We start from the raw sequence: 19,472 nt of genomic DNA, 5'->3' as shown, positions 1-19,472 counted from the left end.
TCAAGAACCAACTCCCAGCGATGTTTTTAAATTGTTATTGAATCCCGAAACATTTCGTTCTGCTCCATCCACTACGATATCCAACACCCATTTTTGTAAATCCGGGCTATATTGCGGCTGTGAAGCTGCTACCTTGGCCGTACTATAGTTATTTACATTTACCTGAAGGTTTGCTGAACCGGATGATCCACTAAATCCTGCATTTTTCATTCCTTGTGGCGTAAGTGGCATAATTGCTTCTGGATAGCCGGCCTCGCCAATCATTCCAACCGTCGGTCCTGTTACAATGCCACCATCCGCAAATTTATATGGGTTCTGCCAATCCGTATTAACTAGTCCTGTTCCACTACTAGCATTTTGTGTTTCTGTTCCAAGCCAGTCTGTACTAATTGGCATATAGCTACTCATAGAGCCGCCATAACTATTCGCTGTTGTCCCTAAAAAGCTATTGAGTAAGCTACTAGTAATTTGAGTTGCCGCACGTTCTGCTACAATTTTTTCAATCGTGCTAAGTATTAAACTGCCAAAAGATTTAATCAAATCCTCCGCATTTTTTACACCTTTGCCTATATCTTCAAAAACGTTTTCCATCCCAGACTCGAAATCTCCTGAGGCTTCAGCCATATATTCCATCGCTGATTTATGTTCTTTTTTCCAAAGATCATAATACTCCGTTATAAATGCTTGTTTTCCCGCTAAATCTTGTGCATCCAAAGCCTGTTGTGTGCCTAATTGATTGACAGATCCTGATACATTGCCATATTCACTCAGACTCTGCATTGTTTTTTGATGCAAATCCCGTTGTTTCTTTTCGCGGTCTTTCTGCGCTATCAAAACTTGATCGTTATACCATTGTTCTACGACCAATGCATCTGCCTTATCATTTTTATCCTGCTGAATAGATTTTAATTTTTCTTTTCGTTCCTTATCCAACTTTGTAACCGTCATCTGATATTCGGCATCCGCCTGCCCGGCAAAATCATCAATAAGTTGTGCATGGGCTAAACGCGAATCATCTTTTAATTGCCTCAGTGCAGCTTCCCACTGATCTGTTATTTTACTTTTTAATATATCTTTATATTTCCCCAATTCAGCTGATAAATTAGTTGTATCAACACCTTCTGCCTGTAATTTTGCAATCTGTTCTGCTTTTTTGCTAACATCTTGTGCTATTTTATCCATTCCAGCTGAATAGGTAGTGGATGTTTCTGCATCAATTTCAGTTGCCATCCCAGCATAAAGAGTTACAGCTTCTTCTTTTGCTTGCTGTAATTTTTTCAATTCTGCTGCCTGATCATATTGTGCCGGTCCTTTTGATGTCGATGCACCTTGGTATATTCCCATGACCTTTGAAACATAATTTTGCGTTTCCGGTATATTAGGAACACCGCCTGCAGCTTTTACAGTATCTGGACTAGCGTTATAAGCTGCTAACGCTAATCGAATATCACCATTAAACATATCCAGCATACTCTTAAAATATGCGGCTCCACCCATTAGATTGTCATTCGGATCATAGGCGTTTACCCCAAGGCCTGCCGCTGTATCTGGCATAAGTTGCGCAAAGCCGATTGCACCAGCACTAGAACGTGCATTTGGATCGCCACTTGACTCGGCTTCAATTAACGCACCATACAAATTTGGATCAAGTCCATAGGTATTTGCTGCATATAATGCCTGGTTTGAATAATCACCCAATTTATCAATTTCGGAATAATGTTCCGTAGTATCTTTTTCTACTTTTTCTGTTTTTGGATGTCCTGTTTTATTTTCAGACTTAGCTTCATCTTCAAGTTCTTTCTGTCTTGCCCTAAGTTCTGCTAATTTGTCATCTTCATAACCTCCATTATCCATCCATGGTTTTTTGTTTTTTTGTTCTTCAATATATTTTATATAAGCATTATGTTCCTCAACTTCAGCATCGCTTAAATCCTTATATCCCCAGCCTCCATCCGATGCAGTCACTTCAATATTCTGTTTAGTGGTTGGATCATAAAGTGAAGAAGTTTTCCCTTCTATCCATGCTTTTTTCTGTAATTTTCCAGTTGTCTTATTGTAGCTTACTTCTGCATCAGAATTGTAACTTTCAATGTTATTTTTAGTACTTTCATATTGCACCAGCTTATAAATAGCATATCCCGTCGCCGCTGCCACACCAATCCAGCCACCCATCAAAGCAAATACAGCTGCCCTCAAGTTTCCAACTGCGGATATTGCTGTTGCCATGGCACCTACGGTCTTCGTTCCAGTTACCACTGCCTCATTTCCGGCTGCTTCTGTCGCTACGGTTAAAACTGTATTTGCCCCGGCATTTTCCAGTGCAGCCGCCGCGGCTGCCGTATTTGCTCCAACAGCTTTCGTTCCAGTTTCAACGGCTTCCAATCCGGCAGCCGTTGTTATTTCGACAACTTCTGCTTCAGCTACAGCTGCCGCTCTAGCTGTTTCAGCGGTTTCGGCATTGGCAATTGCCGCTTTTTCTCCGGCAATGGTTGCTTCTATACCCGTCATCGTTATATAATCGGCTAGTTCCGCTTCGGCTACACTTGCACCACGAGCCGATTCTGCTATTCCGGCATTCGCCAGTATTGTTTTTTCTCCAGCCGCTGTTGCCGCTATTCCTGTTTCCAACATTGTTTCAGCAAGACTTGCTTGAGCCGTTGCTGTTTCCTTTGTGCTTGCAATAATTTCATTGTTCGCAATTGTCACTTTATCAGCAGTTTCTGTTGCTACAACTCCCACAGCCTGCAAAGATACGGACGTATTAGTCAAAGACTCTTTAGCTGAAATATTGCTTTGCATAAAACTTGCTGTCATATCAGCTCGTATTTTTTCAGCCGCAATAGCTGCCTGATTTGATATTTCTATGCATTTTTCTGATATAATCGCCGCCGATTCCGTAGCACTTAAATTTGCTGTTTGTGCCGCTTTTACAGCTGCTTTTTCTATTTTTGCATAACCTGCATTAGATGTTGCAACCGCTCTATTAATTGATTTTTCTTGTGTCGTTGTCAAAGCTGCCGGGTCCACCGTCGGCACAATCGATTTTGCTGCCGTTGCAGTTGCATTCCCCCAAAAACTTGATACACCACTGCCAATCTTGCCAATTGCCTGCATGCTTTTATATAACGCTAATAATTCCAAGGCGTTTTTCGTAATATCTTTTATTTCAGTCTTATTATCAGCCAAATATTTTGCGGTTTGAGTAAGTCCTGACAGTATCACAGGAAACATTTCTTCTGCAACAGGGGCCAACGCTGCTCCACCAGCAAGTTCTAACTGAGAAGCCTGCATTTTTACAAGTTGTAATTCTTGCGACATTTTATGCATTTCTTCTGGATCAAGACCAATACTTTTTATTTTAGCAGCGTTCGTTGAGGCTTCATTATAGTTTTGCAATGTCTTTGTTAATGCCATGCCACGGACACCCAGGGTATTCATTATAAATTCTTGTTGTAACCCTGAATCAGAGGCTTTTTTATATCCAGCTGATAAATTTTTCAACTGTTCGTTCATAGGCAGCATATGGCCATTTGCATCCGTAACGGATACACCGAATGTTTCTAAAGTCGCCTTTATTTTAGCGCTTGATTCGCCACTCGCTGAAAGATTCTTGTCCAGACGCATCATAGCTCCAGAAAAAGTATCTGTATCGCCGCCAGTGAGTTTCAATATTCTTGATAAAGTTCCTGCTTCGCCAGCACTTATTTTAAGCTTGTTGGAAAGTTGATATACTGATTCACCTGCATTGACAGCGCTCTCAATCATACTTCCAAGACCAAATCCTCCAGCAGCTACAGCGGCAATACCTGATAATTTTCCAAGAACACCACCAATACCATTAGTGGCACCTGTAAGAGCATTTGTAAATTCATTAACTGGATTTGTATTAAATGCTGTATTGATCGTTTCTTGTGTCTTTGTCATTTCTGACTTTAATCCACTTGAATCCGCCCCAATCTTAATCAGCATTTCACTTACCGTTGACATTCCGCTATCCCTCCCTTCGGCATTTTAAATCGGTTGCGCAGATATTCTTCATCATCAGCAGTCTGTCTTTCATTTTGTTCTTCTTTCCAGATTGGTTCTAAAATTTTATGTGGTGTTATCGGCTCTTTTAACTGCGTATTCATGATGCATGCTGTGAAATATGCATCGTTGAATTCTTGTTCTTTTTTTCTTTTTTTGTAACCATCTATCAACTTTTCAAACTCATGCGGCTGCAATTCCTCAAATTCTCGGGGCAAAAGTTTAAGCGGACCGTATGCAATTTCCTCGGCCCGCTCTACCCATTCCGCAAATGACGAAACTATTACCCCTGTTTGGTTTCGTCCACTGCGTTTTTTTCTTCTTTTTTAGGTGTAAATAACCCAGTTTCTAAAATCGCCTCTATCAATTTCGAATTAATTTCGTCAATATCTGATCCTGCATTGCAACATGCTTCAATCGTATCGAAGGCCTCATCTACACTAATATTCTCCGTTAATCCATTTCGTAATCCTGCTACGGTAAAGTTTATATTTGCTTTTTGCACAACTCCACCTCTAAAAACTCCCAGAATAGATGTGCCAATGTCCTGTTCAAGCTTTGCCAATCTGCGAATATCGAAATATATTGTCTTTTCCTTACCATCTATTTTAATTTGTACTGTTTTTTTCATTTATTATTAAACCCCCACCGTAATAGTTATAGTCAAATCATTCGCAGGCGTATCGATAAGCAACGCTACCGATCCATCGGACTGATTGGCTAAATAATTCTTTAAAATCGTCAATGTTCCACCGGAATATGTGTAATCTGTGCCCAATATCAATATATCGCCCCCGTTCGATACGGAACGTACCGTCGTCGTTGTCGGTGAAATCGTAATAGGTAAGTCAGCTGCAGCCGCTTTACTAAATGTTCCTGTTGTTGGTGATGCCGATGCTGTTGCAGGTACTTTAATTTCCGATATAGGGCCAACACCTTCCAGCGACGTTTTCAGGGTTGCCACTCCATCGTGCGGTGTATCTAAAGCATAGGATGTAACACTTGCCCAGCCTGTTTGATAACTCCCATCTGGATATTCAAATTTTGTATTCACCTGTTGGCTTTCTCGAAAAGCTTGATGCATTGCCGCAACGCCGATATTTCCCAGCATGCCCAATCCTGAATAATCAATGCTCCATGATTTCATTCCAGGCAATGTGCTCTTCCATCCGCCCGATGTTTTATGTGATGCATCAATACTATCAGCCTTTTCATTCAATGCTGCATTTCGTTGTCCTCCTACAAGCTGCCATTCCGGAGCCGCTATCGTCCCTGTATTAATCGAAAGCAGGTGATCTTTACCAGTTGTCGCCGTACTTTTTGAAGGATTTTCCGGCAGTGTAATATTTTCTAATGTCGTTCCCATTTCTCATTACCTCACTTTATTTTGTATCCAACTTGGACACATTATTTTTCACATCTTGAATTTTAGCTATTACAGTTATTACTCCATGATAACCAGCGATTTCTTCTGGAAAGGCTTCTACAAAGTCAATATCTTGATCAATAACGCAAAAATTGGCAGCAGATAAGTCAACATTTACGGACGAAATTACAGTTGATACATCATCTAGTATTTCATTTATCTCAGCTTTACCGGAATACTCTGACCATCCGTGAATTTGTATAGATACATCCCAGATACTAGCCGTTTTATCTCCATTTTGTTTGCAGGTGAATGCACCCAATGTGATATATGGTAATTTTGCTTCATCTGGGACATCATCATATACAGGTGTTGTTTGCCCTTGTGTTAACAGAGCATATAAAGCAGTCTGCATGGCTACCATAGGTATTCTTTTTTGTATTTTTGCAATCATTTCAATGCCTCGATAATTTTCTTTTCAATATCTGGACGAACTTTTTCAATTGCGGGTCTCATGAAAGGATGTGCTGCTTTAGCTGGAATATTAGCATATGTCGCAAATTTCCCATTTATTTCTAATACTTTTCTCATTTGAGGTGTTATCGTTACGGCTCGTGTTCCATATTCGACAAGATGAGCATGTGGTGACTTTGCCCTGACAATTCCCATTGATTTATCATAATCAAAGCTCATCGTTATACTTGCTTTAAGTTTTCCCGTTCGCATTGGTGCCCGGCGTATTGCCTCAGTTAATACCTCTTTTGTCCCGTCTCGTACTGCACTTCTAATATTTTTTTGTGTTTCTTCATCATATTGTTTGATATTTCGTAAAACCTTAAATACTTCATCGCTAAGGTTTGAATATACTCGACATGTTACGGCCATTATTTCTAATTCCTTTCACACTCAGCAAATCTTCCTAAAACCACTCATGATTTCGTGTCCTCCCTGCATATAAGCACCATTTCCAAATCATTCAAGTCATATGTGTGATTTACCTTATAAATTTTTTCTTTATATCGTATACGCCAACCATCAACTATATCTGTCCTAGTCCATATATAAATATTAGCGGTAACATCCGACACAATAGTGCCTGTCTTGTTTAGTAGTGATGCTTTTTGTGATGTCTTTATGTTCGCCCATACTTGCGTAACGGTAGCCCAGCCATCACCACCGGGTTTTGGTTTTCGTCCACCGCTGCCATCATTAATCAAGTCAGGTTTTTGCAATGTTATTTTAAACTTTTTCTTTTCAACCATCATAGTGTTGCACTCTCTACCATATATTTGGAATGCAGTTGACCAATCATGGCTAACAGTCCATTATTACTAACTTTTCCCATTTGGCTAGGATCTTCAAACCACGTAACTAAAATTACACTGGCTATCATGACAGCTAACGGATCAATGGCGGTATACGTATCAGTCAGAATCCCCCAATCTTTTCCGGTGGCATTTGTAAGATAGTTATCAATTGCCGGCAGATAAATTGTTACAACTTTTTCTGGCATATCTGCCGGATCAATATAGTTGAGAGCATTTGCCGCATTCATTTCAGTTAAAATCAAGATTCCGCCTCCTAAACTTTATAAATATAAGAAAAGCCTTCTCCACCGATATCGATGAGGAAGACTTTTCTTTTTTATTTATTAGGTGGATGATTTTGTAAGTTTTACAAATGCCTGATTCAGTGCCGGTTTAGCATCTAAGAACATGGTTCCCCTGTAAATTCTTGATGTAGATAAGAAACCTGCACTATCATCTGCCGTAATAATAGGGTTTTGATTAATGTTCATGTAGTAGTAATCTAAATTTGCACATAAGATCGTGTCATCTGGTAAATAATAATCCACAATATATGGAATTCCTAACGGATTGCTAATCAATCCCGTAATAGGATTCTGGGTAAATAGTGGCTGTCCTTGTGTCGTTTTAATTTTAAATAATTGTGCTTCGGTATTATTATTCACAATCCAGACTGCATTGCTCCGGTACAACCCAAGTAATGCACGTGTATCGACAAGATCATCATATCCAAGCCCAGACTTAGCAAATGTTAAAGAATTTTTAGTATTCCACGTTACTCCTGTCAATATTCCACTCGGTTGATTCAAACCAGTACCATTGAGAATAGAATTTTCCAGCGCAATCGCCAGCTGATCAGCAATTGCAGAAACAATATATGTTTCAAATGCATCAATAGCCATAATAAGCAGCTGTCCTTTTACCGCTGCAAATTTTGAAAGTGGGAAAGCGCCAAGCGTTACAGATCCAATTGTATCGTCCTCTGTAGTTCCCGACATCAATGCAGCAGGTGCAGAATCCGTCCAGCCTGCCGCAACTTGCGGATCAGCTACCGGTAAAGCAACATTTCCCGGAATATAGGATTTTTTGATAAGACCAAAAATAGCCGATGTTTGCGTTAATCTTTTCAATATGAGATCATACGTTGTCGTTGGCACTGCCGCTCCGCCTGATCCAGCCGCCGTGCTTAACGCACGTTTTTCCACATCATTTAGACCTTTACCTGCCAAATTTTTAAGATACCCCGAACGATATTCTTCACATGCAAATAAAGCAGATCTCATTTCTGCCTTTTCTTCTTCCGAGCTAACCGACATCGCTAAAACTTTGTCAATTCCACGTTGTTCTGATGATGGCGTCACATTAAATGTTCCTAATGGTTTAAAGCCCCCCACAGGCTGTTGTGTGCTTCCACGTTTTTCTGGCTCAGTACCAGGTTGCGGTGGATCTTCAATGGTCGCTATAATACTGCGTAATTCGGCAATTTCACCATTTAAATCCGTTAGTTCATTATTCATACTGCGAAGTTCTGTTACATCCTCGCATGTGCTTGATTTTGTGTCCAAGGCAGCTTTACGCGCCTCTTTTTTTGCGATTAATTCCAGTAATTTTTTCTTATCCATGTTATATAGTTCCCACCTTTAATTTAATATTTTTTCTCAGTTCTTTGACTAATTCTGCTTGATTTCGCTGCTCATTTGAACTCTCCAGTTCTTTCGCACGTGCGCTGTCCAGTGCACGTTTTGCATTATCCAATGTATTGCTACTACGAGCATTTATGTCAGTCCCTGCATAAGCGGGAAATGATACCGCCGATACTTCAAATACTTTTGCAATGGATTTAATTGTCCTGTGCGGCATATCTGAATCCAAATTGGTCCACTCATCTTCCTTAACTTTGAAAATGAAACTCATCGCACTCATATCGCCCCTTTTAACAGCGCTATAAAGTGCTTTTGCCTCTGTATTATTTTCAACATCAAGTACTGCTCTTGTATCGAGTCCCTGCTCATCAACTTGCAGTTGAAGTGTTGAGCTAGAATTATTATTACGACTCCTAGCCAAAGGGATTCCATCCAAATCATGGTTAATTGTCATCAAAACATCTTTAAAATCAGTCTGATCAAAAGCACCCCGTGCTATTGTTTCTGTATACCAAAACATATCTGTCTGCTGGTCAAATACAGCCGCATGACCTTGAACGGTAGTACCGGCTTCATCTGCTTGTAAATCAGGCATAGCAAAAGACCTTATTTCAGAGCCTTCTTTAAGTTCCTTCCTCATTTGTTTCCCCCTTCTTCTGCCGCTGTAGGTTTTTGACTTTGAATACCTGCGCGGGCAAGTTGATATTGGTCTGCAATTGCAACATTGATGTAATTTAGCGACGTATAATAAACGTCACCATTTTCAATGGGCGGTAAGCCAAAAAGTGCTAATAAATCATTGTTTGACATAGCCCCACGGTTGCCTAAAGTATCACAAATCAACATTTTATTTTTTATATCTGTCAATTCCAAGGCATTTTGATAAAAACGAACCTCATTGCCGTTTGCTATCTCAAATGGTGAAAATAATACCGTCGTAAATGCTTGATTTAAAGATATTATGATAGGTTCTAATGTTTTATTGTAAAATGCTGCATATTCAGCGTCGGTATAGGTACCATCCAGAATTGGCACACTTACACCAAACCATCTGAGTATTTTGCTATCAATAAATTTCATTGTCTCACTATCAATTGTTTTACTGGCAAAATTCACAGGGGTAAAATCTCCTTTAAAATCCATGACTGCAACGCCTGATCCATCTGCTACAGATTTCATAAAAGCCGCTCGTTCTGCTGCTTTCATTTTATCGTCGATGGTTGTGTTTACTTTGAGTATTCCGCGAATGCCTTGACTTAATGTGACGCTGTTGGCGGTTCCTGTAAGTACGGTCTCGTTAATCGAAAGTACTTTTAACAGTGCGGCATTATCAACGGTTCCGCTTTCACCGCCGCCCATTACATCATTAACCGAAAACTTTTTCCGTAAATGAATCAAATCTTCGTAAGGAAGTGTTGTTTGTTTCCCACCTCGAAACGTCATTCGAATAAAGATTGATCCGCTTGCATCTTCTAACCATTCCGTCTGCATCGGATTAAGCGGCCATATCGCAGTGTAATTTCGACTAGAAATCCCCTTAGAATTTGTCACAACGTCATACGCTGGATAGATCCAAGTATTACTGTTTAGATATAATGTCCAAATTGTTTTTTCAATAAAATCTCTCGTTATCATGAGGGGATTTGGCATCCTTTTCAAAAGGTTATTGAGCATGTTACTTGCCGGTGTTAAAAGTTTTCCGGTATTTGGATCACACCGAATATGCCTTGGCTGTAATTTAGACATTTCCGACGCTATACAATCTATACAGGTTTGAACAATGTCACTTGCGTAGATATTTCTTCCATATTGTGAAAAAATCGGCACCGTATTGTTTAGCAGACTCGCCTGTGTTGCTTGCGATGGTCCTTTTTTGAATAATCCATCTAGTAGCAAATATGATCACCCCCTTATGCTGCATACTTTTTTGCTACGATAAACGCTAATAATACGAAACATATTCCTATCGATATAAAACCAGCCGGTATATTTACTAAAAATACACCGATATTAATAAACGCCATACCCAATAATAAGAGTATGGCGTCTATGCATTTTTTCAGAATTAAGACTATATGATCGATAAATTTTCTAAGTAATATTTTCATGATTCACCTTCTAACTATTCACATATGCATTAAATTCTGAACTATTCTGCAAGTAAACCGCTTCGCAGTTGATGATCGTTGCAGCTCCATCAATTTTTTTCTCTGCTTTCCCACCCGCTTTACATGGCAAAATAAGACCTCGCTTATCCATATCAATCGCCAGATTACTAAGACACCATTCATCAATTGGATTGTTATTTGTAACAATGAGTTTATTTCTCAGATCGGATTCCAGTAAACTAAAGGGTGCTGATAAAACTTCTCTTTTTTGTGCAATTCGCGTCATACAAACTTGATCAACATCATCAAATATTTCAGACATTGATTTTAGCCAGTATTTGGCCAAAGCATCATCATACCCAATTTTGAAAACTCGAAGGCTGTATTGATTTACCGTATTTACAAACCAATCTGTTATTTTATCAAAATCATTCGCCGCCCCCGGTGAAACTGTAATTAATCCTTGTCTTGACCATTCTTTATAATCTTTGCCATCATCCTTTGCGCTCAATTTGTCTTCAGGAATAAAGTATTGCTGAATAAAATATTTTTTGCGGTCATTTGGCCTCATGACCATAAGACGCGCCGACGCTAAATCAATCGACATTGCCAAATCCACACCACCTATTGCCATACATCCCTGCAATACGGAAGGATCAAACGTTTCCGAACAAGTGTAAAGTTCCGGTGAAAATGCTGCATTTGAATTATTCTGCTTCAGGTTAAAATCTTTTGACAAAACAAAAGCCCTGGTCTGCATATTTGTTTTTGCTTCATCAATCATTCCCGCCAAAAATGATTTCTTTTTGATAATCCCAATGCCCGGATTACTCTTAACCCAAGATTCTTTATCTTGCCATACTTCCGTTTCACTATCTTGTGTATACAGCCATATGAGCCATCTTGGTCGATCTAATTCACCTTTTAGAACCATTCTGGCATCATGCAATCTATGGTCTAAATAGCCATCATTCACAAATCCCTCTGTAGTCAGTTCAAAATATATTGGATCGTCCTGTGTTGACAGTGCTTGGCGAATCGGCATTACGGCGGCATCATCCTTCATTTCATGTATTTCATCCGACATTCCCACACGAATATTCTTACCTTCTTTTGCACCTGTCTTGGCTGATATTTTACGGATATTTCCTTTATTGGCATAACTAAATTTGCCTTTTTTCTTTACATGCCGTGGGTTGCCAAAATAAATACCCTTGATGTTTTTACGTGTGCATTTCTCTAGCTTTTTGCTTTGCTCCCGCATTGCATCAATGGCTTGAAAAGCTAAATCTGCCTGATCATAATCATTACTGCTGCATAAAATTTTAGTGCCAAGGTCGCCGCTAAAAAATTCTGCAAGACACAAGGCACTGATAAGTGGCGTTTTTCCATTTTTTCTAGATACTAAAAATAATATCTCGTTATATTTGCGTACCAGCCGGCCAACTTCTTCGTCATAGATCTTAAATGCGTAAATAGCTTCAACAAAAGCTTTCTGAAATAGTTCAAGTATAAAAGGTTTACCCGCATGTGGTGCCTCACTATGTTTACATTCTTTTTCTATAAAGCGAATACGTTTATCTGCATCAGAAAAATCAACGGTGATATCTTCATTGTTAAAATCATCCATGATTAAATCCAGTTGCAGCATTAGTTCTTTTCCTATTGTAATTTCACCGGATTTACAGGCTTTTATATATGCCATTAGATTTGAATCAGGGTATTTCTCAATTAGCTCTTGCAGTTCCATATGCTATCCCTGTTTCTATTCTTTTGCTTTGTCCTTGGCTTCTGGTTCTGTTCTGCCAATCTCAAACTTGCTTTTTTGTGCACCACAGGTCGGGCACTTTGCATCTTCACTTTCTGTCTCGAATTCATCATAACAATTAATACACCGAAATCGAATCATAAATAACACGTCCTTTTTATAAAATTAAAAAATTTGAAGTCATTCTTATTCGTAATCTTCCAGACCATCGTCATCATCATCAATATTTTTGCCAAGAATATTGGACAATTTGGCGATATAGTTTAAATAATTGGCTCTAACTCGAACAATCAGCTTACTTATAGGCAATTCTTTCTGTTGCACAGGATTGGCTATGTTTATTTTAAGTAGTCCTGTCTGTTTAATTATTTCATTAAGGCGATTCAGTTCAACGCGCAAGCGTGCAGCCTCCCAAATAGCCCCATCAATAAGCGAAAGCTGTTTTTCATCTGCTCCCTCAAACAAAGCCTTAATTCGCCTATATTCTTCTTTACTATCGATAAGATCACCCCATTTACCTTTTTCTTTCAAAATCGCCGCTAAAAAAAGTCAAAATTGCCTCATGTGTTAAAATGTTGGGTAGCAATCGGTCTGGCATTTCCGGTTAAAAGTTCTCAATACGGGGGGCTGTAATGGCAATAAATACAGGCTTATTTCAAGCTTCATAAGCATTCCACCATTTATCAATCCATTGCTGCCATTCTGTACTTTTTGCATCACAAGAAATAGCATGTGAATAGCATTCTTCCTTTGTACTTTCACAATAAATCAATTCTGCACCCAACTCTTTTGCTAAACGTTCTCTCTCAACTTTGGCAGGATACCCACCGACAATATAAGCGTTGTGCCACTTACCATAACGAGTTTTCACCATATCAATTATTTTGTCGCGCAATGCAAATACATTGAATCTCAGATTATCCGGCTTATCATACAGCGGCATACCACTAATACATTCAAATATTTTATCTAAATCTAAAATCAGATCGCCACGTACTGCCAATTGATTTACCATACTCGTTTTCCCACTGCACGGTGCTCCATAAACAATATAGACTTCGTGTTTCCTACTGCCAGCAAAGTGCCCCGGCTCTTTGCTATGGCACTCTGTGCAGATAAGTTCTATCTTTTCAGGATTCAATGTTATATTGACGTCATGAATATTTTGCGGTGTTAAATGTACTTTATGATGACCAATTAACTTTGATGTATCAATCATAATTTTTTTACAATGCTGGCATATTGGCCCGCGTTCTTGAATTAAATTAAATCGTAAACGTATCCACTCTTTTGTTGAATAGAATTGTTTGGCGAAATCCTGCGCCATAGTATCACCAATCTTCTTGCTTGATTTTTAATTCTTGTTTACGAATATCCAAAATAGCTTCATCATAATCCTTTTTATGTTTGCTCATTGGATTCATATTAAAGTAATCAGATAGCCACTGCATCGCTTTCATACGGTCTTCAAGCTTAACCCTGATGCCATTCTTACCAATACTTATTTCTTTTATCAAACCACCATCGACCTGATCATCGCTCTTGAAATTAACATAGTCTTGTTCATAGAACATCAATGTACCATTGTTATCAGTCACCCATTTGTTGTCCTTATCCAATATTGGTATCTTTCGAACCCCAAAATTTGTGAAGTCCGTCATATTTGCAAAGGCAATTTGCATATACTTTTCGACAAGATCTTCCGGCTCTAACATAATGCTTTCATTTTTTATTTTTTTCAGAATATTAATTTCTATTTTTATCTTAGTATTTCTTAGCAATTTAAAGCCATTCACCATGGCTGTTGTATAGGTACATGTATACGCTCGTAAATAGGCCTGTGTGGCATTATGATTATTGACAAAAAATAAGCAAAAAAGTTTTTGTTTCTCATTTAATGCCTCATTTTCTTCGACCTCAGAAAAAAGAGCCTTATTCAGCTTTTTCTTTTCTGTCAATTCAGGACTTTGAATGGTAAGATTTTTATTGATTTTCTTACCATTCGATTTGGTAAGGTTTTCTTCCCATTTGTCGAGATTTTTCCACTTACTGATTAAGTTTTTCGACACGCCCAATTGTTCGGCAATTTCTTTAATTTTGATCTTACCTTTATGCTTTTTCCAAAGTTCAAAAGCTTTGTCACGGTCTGGACTCCTAGCTCTTGGCATCTACATCAACACCACCCGCCCGTCAAATATTTAAATACTCTAAGTTTATTTCATGTATATACCACCGCCACGCGAAATTAGCCGTCAATATAAAAAAACCACCAGTACATAGGTACCAATGGTTTATCATTTCAATATTTTGTTTCTGCTCATATGAATAACTAGCTCATGATTGATATCTGTCTGATTATTAATCTGACAAGAATTCCCGATCTTTATTCTTTTCAACTTCTATTGCTTGTAACATATAATCTAGAAAGCATGAAATTTCTACTGTATTTTTGTTAGAGTTAGGAACATTATATATTAATTCAGTAAATTCCCCCGAAAGAAAAAATGGGAAATATTCCATTTCGTGCATTGTTATTTTGTTTATTATGCTCCTCCAATAATATTTAAACTTTGTTATATCAAGTTTATTCTTGTCACTTTTTTCACCATATATGTAATATGCCGCCCTAATTACATTTTGCTTTGGAATATTATCCCTGGCATATATAATATTTTTGTATAGTATGTTTGCACACTTTTTATTAATTGCTTTACTATTTAAAATATATAAGTTCTCTGCTAATTGCATAATCTCAATATGACACTTTAACCCTTGATGCTTATAAAATGAAAAAAAATCTGTATAACTTTCAAATGACATCTTTGCGCCTAAAAAAATCTTTGTCAAAACTCTTGTTCGATAAAAAATATTCCTTGGAAAAGTATCTTTTTCAATATTTTCCCCGCCAGGTCGAACCATAATTCTAACTTCATCTTCATTTTCCCAAACTTTAGATTTTGTTTTTAATATATCCTCTATTTGTTTTCGAGCCACAATAGGTTCTTTTGAAAATCTAAAAACAGGTCTATCTTCTTCATATTTAATTTCTATCAATTTAGATTGATAAGGTTGTTTTATATTCGGATAAATCCCGAAAAAAAATTTTTCCAAAGGTTGTCTAACCTTAAATTCTAAAGAAATGCCTTTATGTTTATCCCCATAATGTGCCCACATTAAAATATCCTTAGGTGTTTTTGAAAAACATGTTATTCCATAACTATTTCCATGCTTTCGATCATGAAGAAATGCTAATTGTTTTATATCACTGGAAGAAAGCCCCGTTGGATTGACTCCTGCAAGTTCCTCGATATATCCAACCTGTTCATTATCTATTTGATAATTAGGGAAAATATCAAATGGATCATTAAAATTCTCAACCACATTAAATCTTAAAAATTTTTTTGAATGTTATTCTTTACGTGTTGGTCACCTTCCCAACTAGAATATTTATACAAAAAACAACTTTTATTTGTTAACCGTTTCATAACTTCCCCCCCTTAAGATATATATTATATATCTTAAGGGCTTTCTTTACTACTAATGGCTTACTTACATATCTTTATATATAGTTTTCGAAAAGTGACTCATAGTCAATCTATAGAGAATAATATTTTTCCCATGTAAGTTTGCTCATTATCGAATTTACAGTTTTTATTATTTAGAAAGCACGTAGAAAAAGCCACCAGCAATTGCTAGCAGCTTATGTGTGATTCTTCAATTTCTCTTAATATAACATATATTTTATCTAGTTTTTTCCCAAAAAAGTTTCTTCGTCTAAATCTATTTTCTGATCATCTAACCCTAATCTTTTTACTGTCTTATTATATCCGTTAATAATTTCTGTCACTAACGATCTTTCCACTTGGCAACGTCTTTTTACAACTTTTAATAAGTCAACTCCTTCTGGAGATTTATTAATTTCTACTTTATCTTCAGGAGTAAGAGTAGCCGGATCATCATACTTCGGAAATCTTCTACTTAATTTATCTTTAAAGTCTTCATAAATTCCAATAATCAAAGCATATCTTGCAATTAATATTAACAAACCGGGTCGAGCCAATCCATAATTGGATTTTTCAAGAACCTTAAAAAAATCTTTATTATTAACCACACCTGGTCCCAAATCAATTACTGAAGTTGTTTCTTTACATACTGTATCTTTAAATTCAAACTTTGTTTCAATTCTTTTAGTTGTAATATTCAAAACAGGGTATTTTTCTCTATCTGCATCTGGTACCATGACAGCCCTATATTCCTCTTGATTGATAATTATTTTACATAATGGTGCATACACTTCTTGCAATCTTCGTTCATAAAGTTGTCTAGTTTTTTCATCATTCCACTTCCAATAAACGCCCCAAGCTGTACCAATAGCACCAAAACCAGCTAACGCTTTTATTAGATAATCAACATCTTGGTAATTTAAAATATATTTTAAGTAATACTCGAAAAGCAAAAACAAAAACAATACTATTATAGATATAATAATTAAACCTTTCTTCATATATCTTATCCTCCTTATTTAAAACAGTGCCATAAGTTGCAAACCGACCGCACAGAGCTGTGCATAATGCATTCCTTCCTGTAAATAGCAATAATAAATATTGCGACTGATATTCAATTTATTGCAAGTCTCACCATAACTTTCCCCAGAAAAACGATCTTGAAGAACATCCATCGTTGTTTTCCCTTTGAAATACGCATATGTATAATCCACAACCTTCATCCACTTCTCTGGATTAGAAACGACTAGTGAGTCTTGATTCTTACCCATATCAATAACAACTTTTCGAAGTTCCATTGAATTTCTTAATGCAGCAATAGCTGTTGGATCACTCACGAAAGCATGACCACTGCTGTTTCCTCCAGCTTTAATACTTCCTAAATCATTTCTTGCTTCATACACTGCCTGCCTTATTTTATCATAATTGTAAAATATTTTTTCTATATATTTTTGATTTAATTTCATCATTCTTCTTTCACCCCATCTAAAACGCACTAAGAGGACGACTTTCGCCGCCCTTTTATTTTACTTATATTTATATATACCCCGCTCAGTATTACGCAGCGGTATGTATTGACCAATTTTTATTTGTAAAGATAACCATCCGACATCTATACCTTTTCGTTTTCTCTGCCAATGTAGACCTAGGTTGAATTTACGATTTATTGCTATTTTAAACTCCATTGTTCATCACTCCATCAATCAAAATCACTCTTTTACTTTAATTAAAAACACTTTATCTAAAAAACAAACCCGCAAGCTGTATTTCACATGATAACGTTCTAAGTCATTTGCTTTTACGTACTTCCGCCCGAAATATTCTTTCATGTCTCGCCAAAGATCCCATGGTACCGTGAAAAATTCATCTTGTATGGCTATCAGTACAAAGGCAATTGCTCCAAGATTGTAATATGATTCTAACGTTGCACTTTGCTTTTTCGATAACACACTTTGTTTAATATTATCTTCCTGTGTGCTTTTCACTTCAAAGACAATCGTTTTGCCACCCCTCATAGTTCCCTTGAAATCTGGTTGCGCTTTGCTTTTTGTGAATTGGCCTGTAAATATTCCTCGCGTTCCTTTTTTTATAACACGAAACGGTTCTGGTGTTTTGTCTATGTCAGCAAACCCCCGTTCTTTATAATACATGCAGCCGCGCATAACTTCGCCCTCTATAAGGTGTCCTTGTGCATTGTTAATGCGATTTTGGTATGAACGCTCATTTATAATAAAACCATTATTCACTATTCAACGCCCCATTTCTGATCTGTTAATCCTGTATGTGCTCTAACCTTTTCGTCTATTTTTTTAAATCCATTTTTTTAATATTTTTAGCAATTTTATTTTGTTGCGGTGGTCCAGGCGGTATCCTTATTCGTCCTTCGTATAACTTGCAATAATCTTTATCATCATATGGTGTCATAATACAATATGTTCTTTTTTTAGTCCCAAATATCCAGTTAATAAACCTATAAAAGAGTCCTTTTTTTATTTTCACCAATGTTTCTCGCTCTTGATGTTTGCATTCATGCCGTTCTTCTCCCATATGTCCACATTTCCCATCATAATATTTGCAATCAGGTCCTGGCCAATACATTTTTTTTACCCCCGTTCAGCCTATAAAAATATTGTTCAAAGTTTTTTTGGCTTGCTTCTAGCACATATTCGCCGCCCGCTGCGCTTCTTGATATGTTTAAGCGGTTGCCCCCTGAATCTCAGCCACTTAATTATTTTTAGTATCCTTTTCATTACCTATCAACATGTCCTCCAAAATATTCTCTGCGTTGGCCTTCATATACCTATTAACTTTTTCATACCCTTCATCATTTGATTTTTCATCAAATCCACGATAGTTTACCCTTGCCGGATAAACTCTGCTTAACGTTCCAATTCCACTTTCATATACGATGGCCCAGCCAAAGGTATGAATAATCATATTTACCCACCACAATAATCCACTATCTTTGAATTCTTCCCATGTTTTTTCATCAACCATTATCGCCACTTCCATACGGGTTGTTGTTTACATCTTGCATTTTGAATTCCATTTACTGAACAATATTCGTTCTCCTCAAGATGGCAAGAAACACATATCTTACTGCGGTAAATAGCCTCACGCTTATAACATTTCAAAATCATTCGCCAACGTGGAGCCCTTCTTTTCCAATCTTCAGCACGAGATTTCCAAAAGATTCTTCTAAATGCTATTTCAGTTGCAGTGTTCCCTCGTTCTGAACAATATTCATCATAATCATTGCATTTTTGCGAGCATCGCATTTTACGACCACAAATACATTTACCATTATTAATATGTTTTCTTAACATTGCATGAGTTAATTGATCGCGCATATCGTTGCAAAGTTCTGTTTCATCAAACATACATCATTTCTCCTTTATTGATATTCTGGCATTCGGTAAAATTCTTCGTCAGACATCCACTTCTTGAATACCGTCATGCCTTCTATTTCTCTGCCTGTTTTATAGTATCTACCAGCATCACAATTAACTACCTTTTGCAAAATATTCTTAAACGATGGATATTTATTAAAAAACCTCTGAATATCGCCTCGATCGCAAGCCTGTTCATGTGCCTGATATCCGCTCCCCCAAATTTTTTTGCTTTCCTCGCAAGCTTTTTGCATATCATACTCATAGCCGTTATTTGCAATGATTTCCTGTACAATCATATATTTGTCGTCTGAATAAATCGTTTCAGTATCTATGGTCAGCCCGAATACTTCTTTCATTTT

The 19,472-nt window shown here is 37.3% G+C and carries 24 protein-coding genes; all 24 read right to left on the bottom strand.

Translation table 11 applies throughout. The features are described 5' to 3' along the window. Positions 1-3,987: a lytic transglycosylase domain-containing protein gene (locus BMY14_RS20885; protein WP_245741391.1), complete on the bottom strand. Its 3,987-nt coding sequence runs from the start codon at positions 3,985-3,987 to the stop codon at positions 1-3. Beyond that, entirely contained in the window at positions 3,975-4,244 is a 270-nt protein-coding gene (locus tag BMY14_RS11820) for a hypothetical protein (protein WP_091831978.1), read from the bottom strand. The genes BMY14_RS20885 and BMY14_RS11820 overlap by 13 nt, the downstream gene beginning before the upstream one ends. Positions 4,245-4,309: 65 nt before the next feature. Continuing rightward, positions 4,310-4,657, bottom strand: coding sequence for a hypothetical protein (locus tag BMY14_RS11815; protein WP_091831976.1), 348 nt, complete (start codon positions 4,655-4,657; stop codon positions 4,310-4,312). Between the two features lie 6 nt (positions 4,658-4,663). After that, complete coding sequence (locus BMY14_RS20570; RefSeq protein ID WP_177177577.1) at positions 4,664-5,392, bottom strand: phage tail tube protein; 729 nt, start codon at positions 5,390-5,392, stop codon at positions 4,664-4,666. A gap of 16 nt (positions 5,393-5,408) precedes the next feature. Continuing rightward, positions 5,409-5,846, bottom strand: a complete 438-nt coding sequence (locus BMY14_RS11805; protein WP_091831973.1) for a DUF3168 domain-containing protein — start codon at positions 5,844-5,846, stop codon at positions 5,409-5,411. Next, entirely contained in the window at positions 5,843-6,277 is a 435-nt protein-coding gene (locus BMY14_RS11800) for an HK97-gp10 family putative phage morphogenesis protein (RefSeq protein ID WP_091831970.1), read from the bottom strand. Before BMY14_RS11800 ends, BMY14_RS11805 begins: the two co-directional genes overlap by 4 nt. Positions 6,278-6,321: 44 nt before the next feature. Continuing rightward, positions 6,322-6,657 carry a phage head closure protein gene (locus BMY14_RS11795; RefSeq protein ID WP_091831967.1) on the bottom strand — a complete coding sequence of 112 codons (336 nt, stop codon included), beginning with the start codon at positions 6,655-6,657 and terminating at the stop codon, positions 6,322-6,324. Next, a complete protein-coding gene (locus BMY14_RS11790; protein WP_091831964.1) occupies positions 6,654-6,962 on the bottom strand; it encodes a hypothetical protein in 309 nt (102 codons plus the stop codon). The genes BMY14_RS11795 and BMY14_RS11790 overlap by 4 nt, the downstream gene beginning before the upstream one ends. An 81-nt stretch (positions 6,963-7,043) precedes the next feature. Next, on the bottom strand, positions 7,044-8,321 hold the full coding sequence (locus BMY14_RS11785) for a phage major capsid protein (RefSeq protein ID WP_091831962.1): 1,278 nt from the start codon (positions 8,319-8,321) through the stop codon (positions 7,044-7,046). 1 nt (position 8,322) lies between these two features. After that, positions 8,323-8,982, bottom strand: a complete 660-nt coding sequence (locus BMY14_RS11780; RefSeq protein WP_091831960.1) for an HK97 family phage prohead protease — start codon at positions 8,980-8,982, stop codon at positions 8,323-8,325. Next, positions 8,979-10,238, bottom strand: coding sequence for a phage portal protein (locus BMY14_RS11775; RefSeq protein WP_091831958.1), 1,260 nt, complete (start codon positions 10,236-10,238; stop codon positions 8,979-8,981). Before BMY14_RS11775 ends, BMY14_RS11780 begins: the two co-directional genes overlap by 4 nt. Positions 10,239-10,460: 222 nt before the next feature. Further along, positions 10,461-12,200: a terminase large subunit gene (locus tag BMY14_RS11765; protein ID WP_091831955.1), complete on the bottom strand. Its 1,740-nt coding sequence runs from the start codon at positions 12,198-12,200 to the stop codon at positions 10,461-10,463. A 15-nt stretch (positions 12,201-12,215) separates the two neighbouring features. Continuing rightward, entirely contained in the window at positions 12,216-12,359 is a 144-nt protein-coding gene (locus tag BMY14_RS20565; RefSeq protein WP_177177576.1) for a hypothetical protein, read from the bottom strand. A 45-nt stretch (positions 12,360-12,404) separates the two neighbouring features. After that, positions 12,405-12,749, bottom strand: a complete 345-nt coding sequence (locus BMY14_RS11760; RefSeq protein WP_218144898.1) for a hypothetical protein — start codon at positions 12,747-12,749, stop codon at positions 12,405-12,407. Between the two features lie 124 nt (positions 12,750-12,873). Next, on the bottom strand, positions 12,874-13,545 hold the full coding sequence (locus tag BMY14_RS11755; protein WP_091831953.1) for an HNH endonuclease family protein: 672 nt from the start codon (positions 13,543-13,545) through the stop codon (positions 12,874-12,876). Between the two features lie 4 nt (positions 13,546-13,549). Then, a complete protein-coding gene (locus BMY14_RS11750; RefSeq protein WP_091831951.1) occupies positions 13,550-14,386 on the bottom strand; it encodes a terminase small subunit in 837 nt (278 codons plus the stop codon). Between the two features lie 190 nt (positions 14,387-14,576). Then, positions 14,577-15,599 (bottom strand): DUF2971 domain-containing protein, encoded by a 1,023-nt coding sequence (locus BMY14_RS11745; RefSeq protein ID WP_091831949.1) that lies wholly within the window; start codon positions 15,597-15,599, stop codon positions 14,577-14,579. Between the two features lie 364 nt (positions 15,600-15,963). Continuing rightward, the gene (locus tag BMY14_RS11740) at positions 15,964-16,722 is read right to left on the bottom strand and encodes a hypothetical protein (RefSeq protein WP_091831948.1); all 759 of its coding nucleotides are present in this window, start codon (positions 16,720-16,722) and stop codon (positions 15,964-15,966) included. Between the two features lie 18 nt (positions 16,723-16,740). Further along, on the bottom strand, positions 16,741-17,190 hold the full coding sequence (locus BMY14_RS11735; protein WP_091831946.1) for a hypothetical protein: 450 nt from the start codon (positions 17,188-17,190) through the stop codon (positions 16,741-16,743). A gap of 240 nt (positions 17,191-17,430) precedes the next feature. Beyond that, positions 17,431-17,967 carry a Holliday junction resolvase RecU gene (locus BMY14_RS11730; protein ID WP_091831944.1) on the bottom strand — a complete coding sequence of 179 codons (537 nt, stop codon included), beginning with the start codon at positions 17,965-17,967 and terminating at the stop codon, positions 17,431-17,433. A 55-nt stretch (positions 17,968-18,022) separates the two neighbouring features. Then, complete coding sequence (locus BMY14_RS11725) at positions 18,023-18,268, bottom strand: hypothetical protein (RefSeq protein ID WP_143063167.1); 246 nt, start codon at positions 18,266-18,268, stop codon at positions 18,023-18,025. Positions 18,269-18,445: 177 nt separating this feature from the next. Beyond that, on the bottom strand, positions 18,446-18,718 hold the full coding sequence (locus BMY14_RS11720) for a hypothetical protein (protein ID WP_091831940.1): 273 nt from the start codon (positions 18,716-18,718) through the stop codon (positions 18,446-18,448). Beyond that, positions 18,718-19,101, bottom strand: coding sequence for a hypothetical protein (locus BMY14_RS11715; RefSeq protein WP_091831938.1), 384 nt, complete (start codon positions 19,099-19,101; stop codon positions 18,718-18,720). The genes BMY14_RS11720 and BMY14_RS11715 overlap by 1 nt, the downstream gene beginning before the upstream one ends. 14 nt (positions 19,102-19,115) lie before the next feature. Next, positions 19,116-19,469 carry a hypothetical protein gene (locus BMY14_RS11710; RefSeq protein WP_091831936.1) on the bottom strand — a complete coding sequence of 118 codons (354 nt, stop codon included), beginning with the start codon at positions 19,467-19,469 and terminating at the stop codon, positions 19,116-19,118. Positions 19,470-19,472 lie beyond the last annotated feature (3 nt).

Origin of the sequence: Propionispira arboris (genome assembly GCF_900109225.1) — a bacterium.
GTDB classification, from domain to species: domain Bacteria; phylum Bacillota; class Negativicutes; order Selenomonadales; family Selenomonadaceae; genus Propionispira; species Propionispira arboris.
This window is presented reverse-complemented; position numbering and strand designations above follow the sequence as displayed.

Bases quoted from the DNA above. Each gene is read 5' to 3' on its own strand.
- BMY14_RS11785 (WP_091831962.1), bottom strand. From the start codon at position 8,321: ATGGATAAGAAAAAATTACTGGAATTAATCGCAAAAAAAGAGGCGCGT.
- BMY14_RS11765 (WP_091831955.1), bottom strand. From the start codon at position 12,200: ATGGAACTGCAAGAGCTAATTGAGAAATACCCTGATTCAAATCTAATG.
- BMY14_RS11735 (WP_091831946.1), bottom strand. From the start codon at position 17,190: ATGATGAAATTAAATCAAAAATATATAGAAAAAATATTTTACAATTAT.
- BMY14_RS11750 (WP_091831951.1), bottom strand. From the start codon at position 14,386: ATGCCAAGAGCTAGGAGTCCAGACCGTGACAAAGCTTTTGAACTTTGG.
- BMY14_RS20565 (WP_177177576.1), bottom strand. From the start codon at position 12,359: ATGATTCGATTTCGGTGTATTAATTGTTATGATGAATTCGAGACAGAA.
- BMY14_RS11740 (WP_091831948.1), bottom strand. From the start codon at position 16,722: ATGAAGAAAGGTTTAATTATTATATCTATAATAGTATTGTTTTTGTTT.
- BMY14_RS20570 (WP_177177577.1), bottom strand. From the start codon at position 5,392: ATGGGAACGACATTAGAAAATATTACACTGCCGGAAAATCCTTCAAAA.
- BMY14_RS11755 (WP_091831953.1), bottom strand. From the start codon at position 13,545: ATGGCGCAGGATTTCGCCAAACAATTCTATTCAACAAAAGAGTGGATA.
- BMY14_RS11795 (WP_091831967.1), bottom strand. From the start codon at position 6,657: ATGATGGTTGAAAAGAAAAAGTTTAAAATAACATTGCAAAAACCTGAC.
- BMY14_RS11815 (WP_091831976.1), bottom strand. From the start codon at position 4,657: ATGAAAAAAACAGTACAAATTAAAATAGATGGTAAGGAAAAGACAATA.
- BMY14_RS20885 (WP_245741391.1), bottom strand. From the start codon at position 3,987: ATGTCAACGGTAAGTGAAATGCTGATTAAGATTGGGGCGGATTCAAGT.
- BMY14_RS11715 (WP_091831938.1), bottom strand. From the start codon at position 19,101: ATGTTTGATGAAACAGAACTTTGCAACGATATGCGCGATCAATTAACT.
- BMY14_RS11710 (WP_091831936.1), bottom strand. From the start codon at position 19,469: ATGAAAGAAGTATTCGGGCTGACCATAGATACTGAAACGATTTATTCA.
- BMY14_RS11780 (WP_091831960.1), bottom strand. From the start codon at position 8,982: ATGAGGAAGGAACTTAAAGAAGGCTCTGAAATAAGGTCTTTTGCTATG.
- BMY14_RS11720 (WP_091831940.1), bottom strand. From the start codon at position 18,718: ATGGTTGATGAAAAAACATGGGAAGAATTCAAAGATAGTGGATTATTG.
- BMY14_RS11725 (WP_143063167.1), bottom strand. From the start codon at position 18,268: ATGGGAGAAGAACGGCATGAATGCAAACATCAAGAGCGAGAAACATTG.
- BMY14_RS11805 (WP_091831973.1), bottom strand. From the start codon at position 5,846: ATGATTGCAAAAATACAAAAAAGAATACCTATGGTAGCCATGCAGACT.
- BMY14_RS11800 (WP_091831970.1), bottom strand. From the start codon at position 6,277: ATGGCCGTAACATGTCGAGTATATTCAAACCTTAGCGATGAAGTATTT.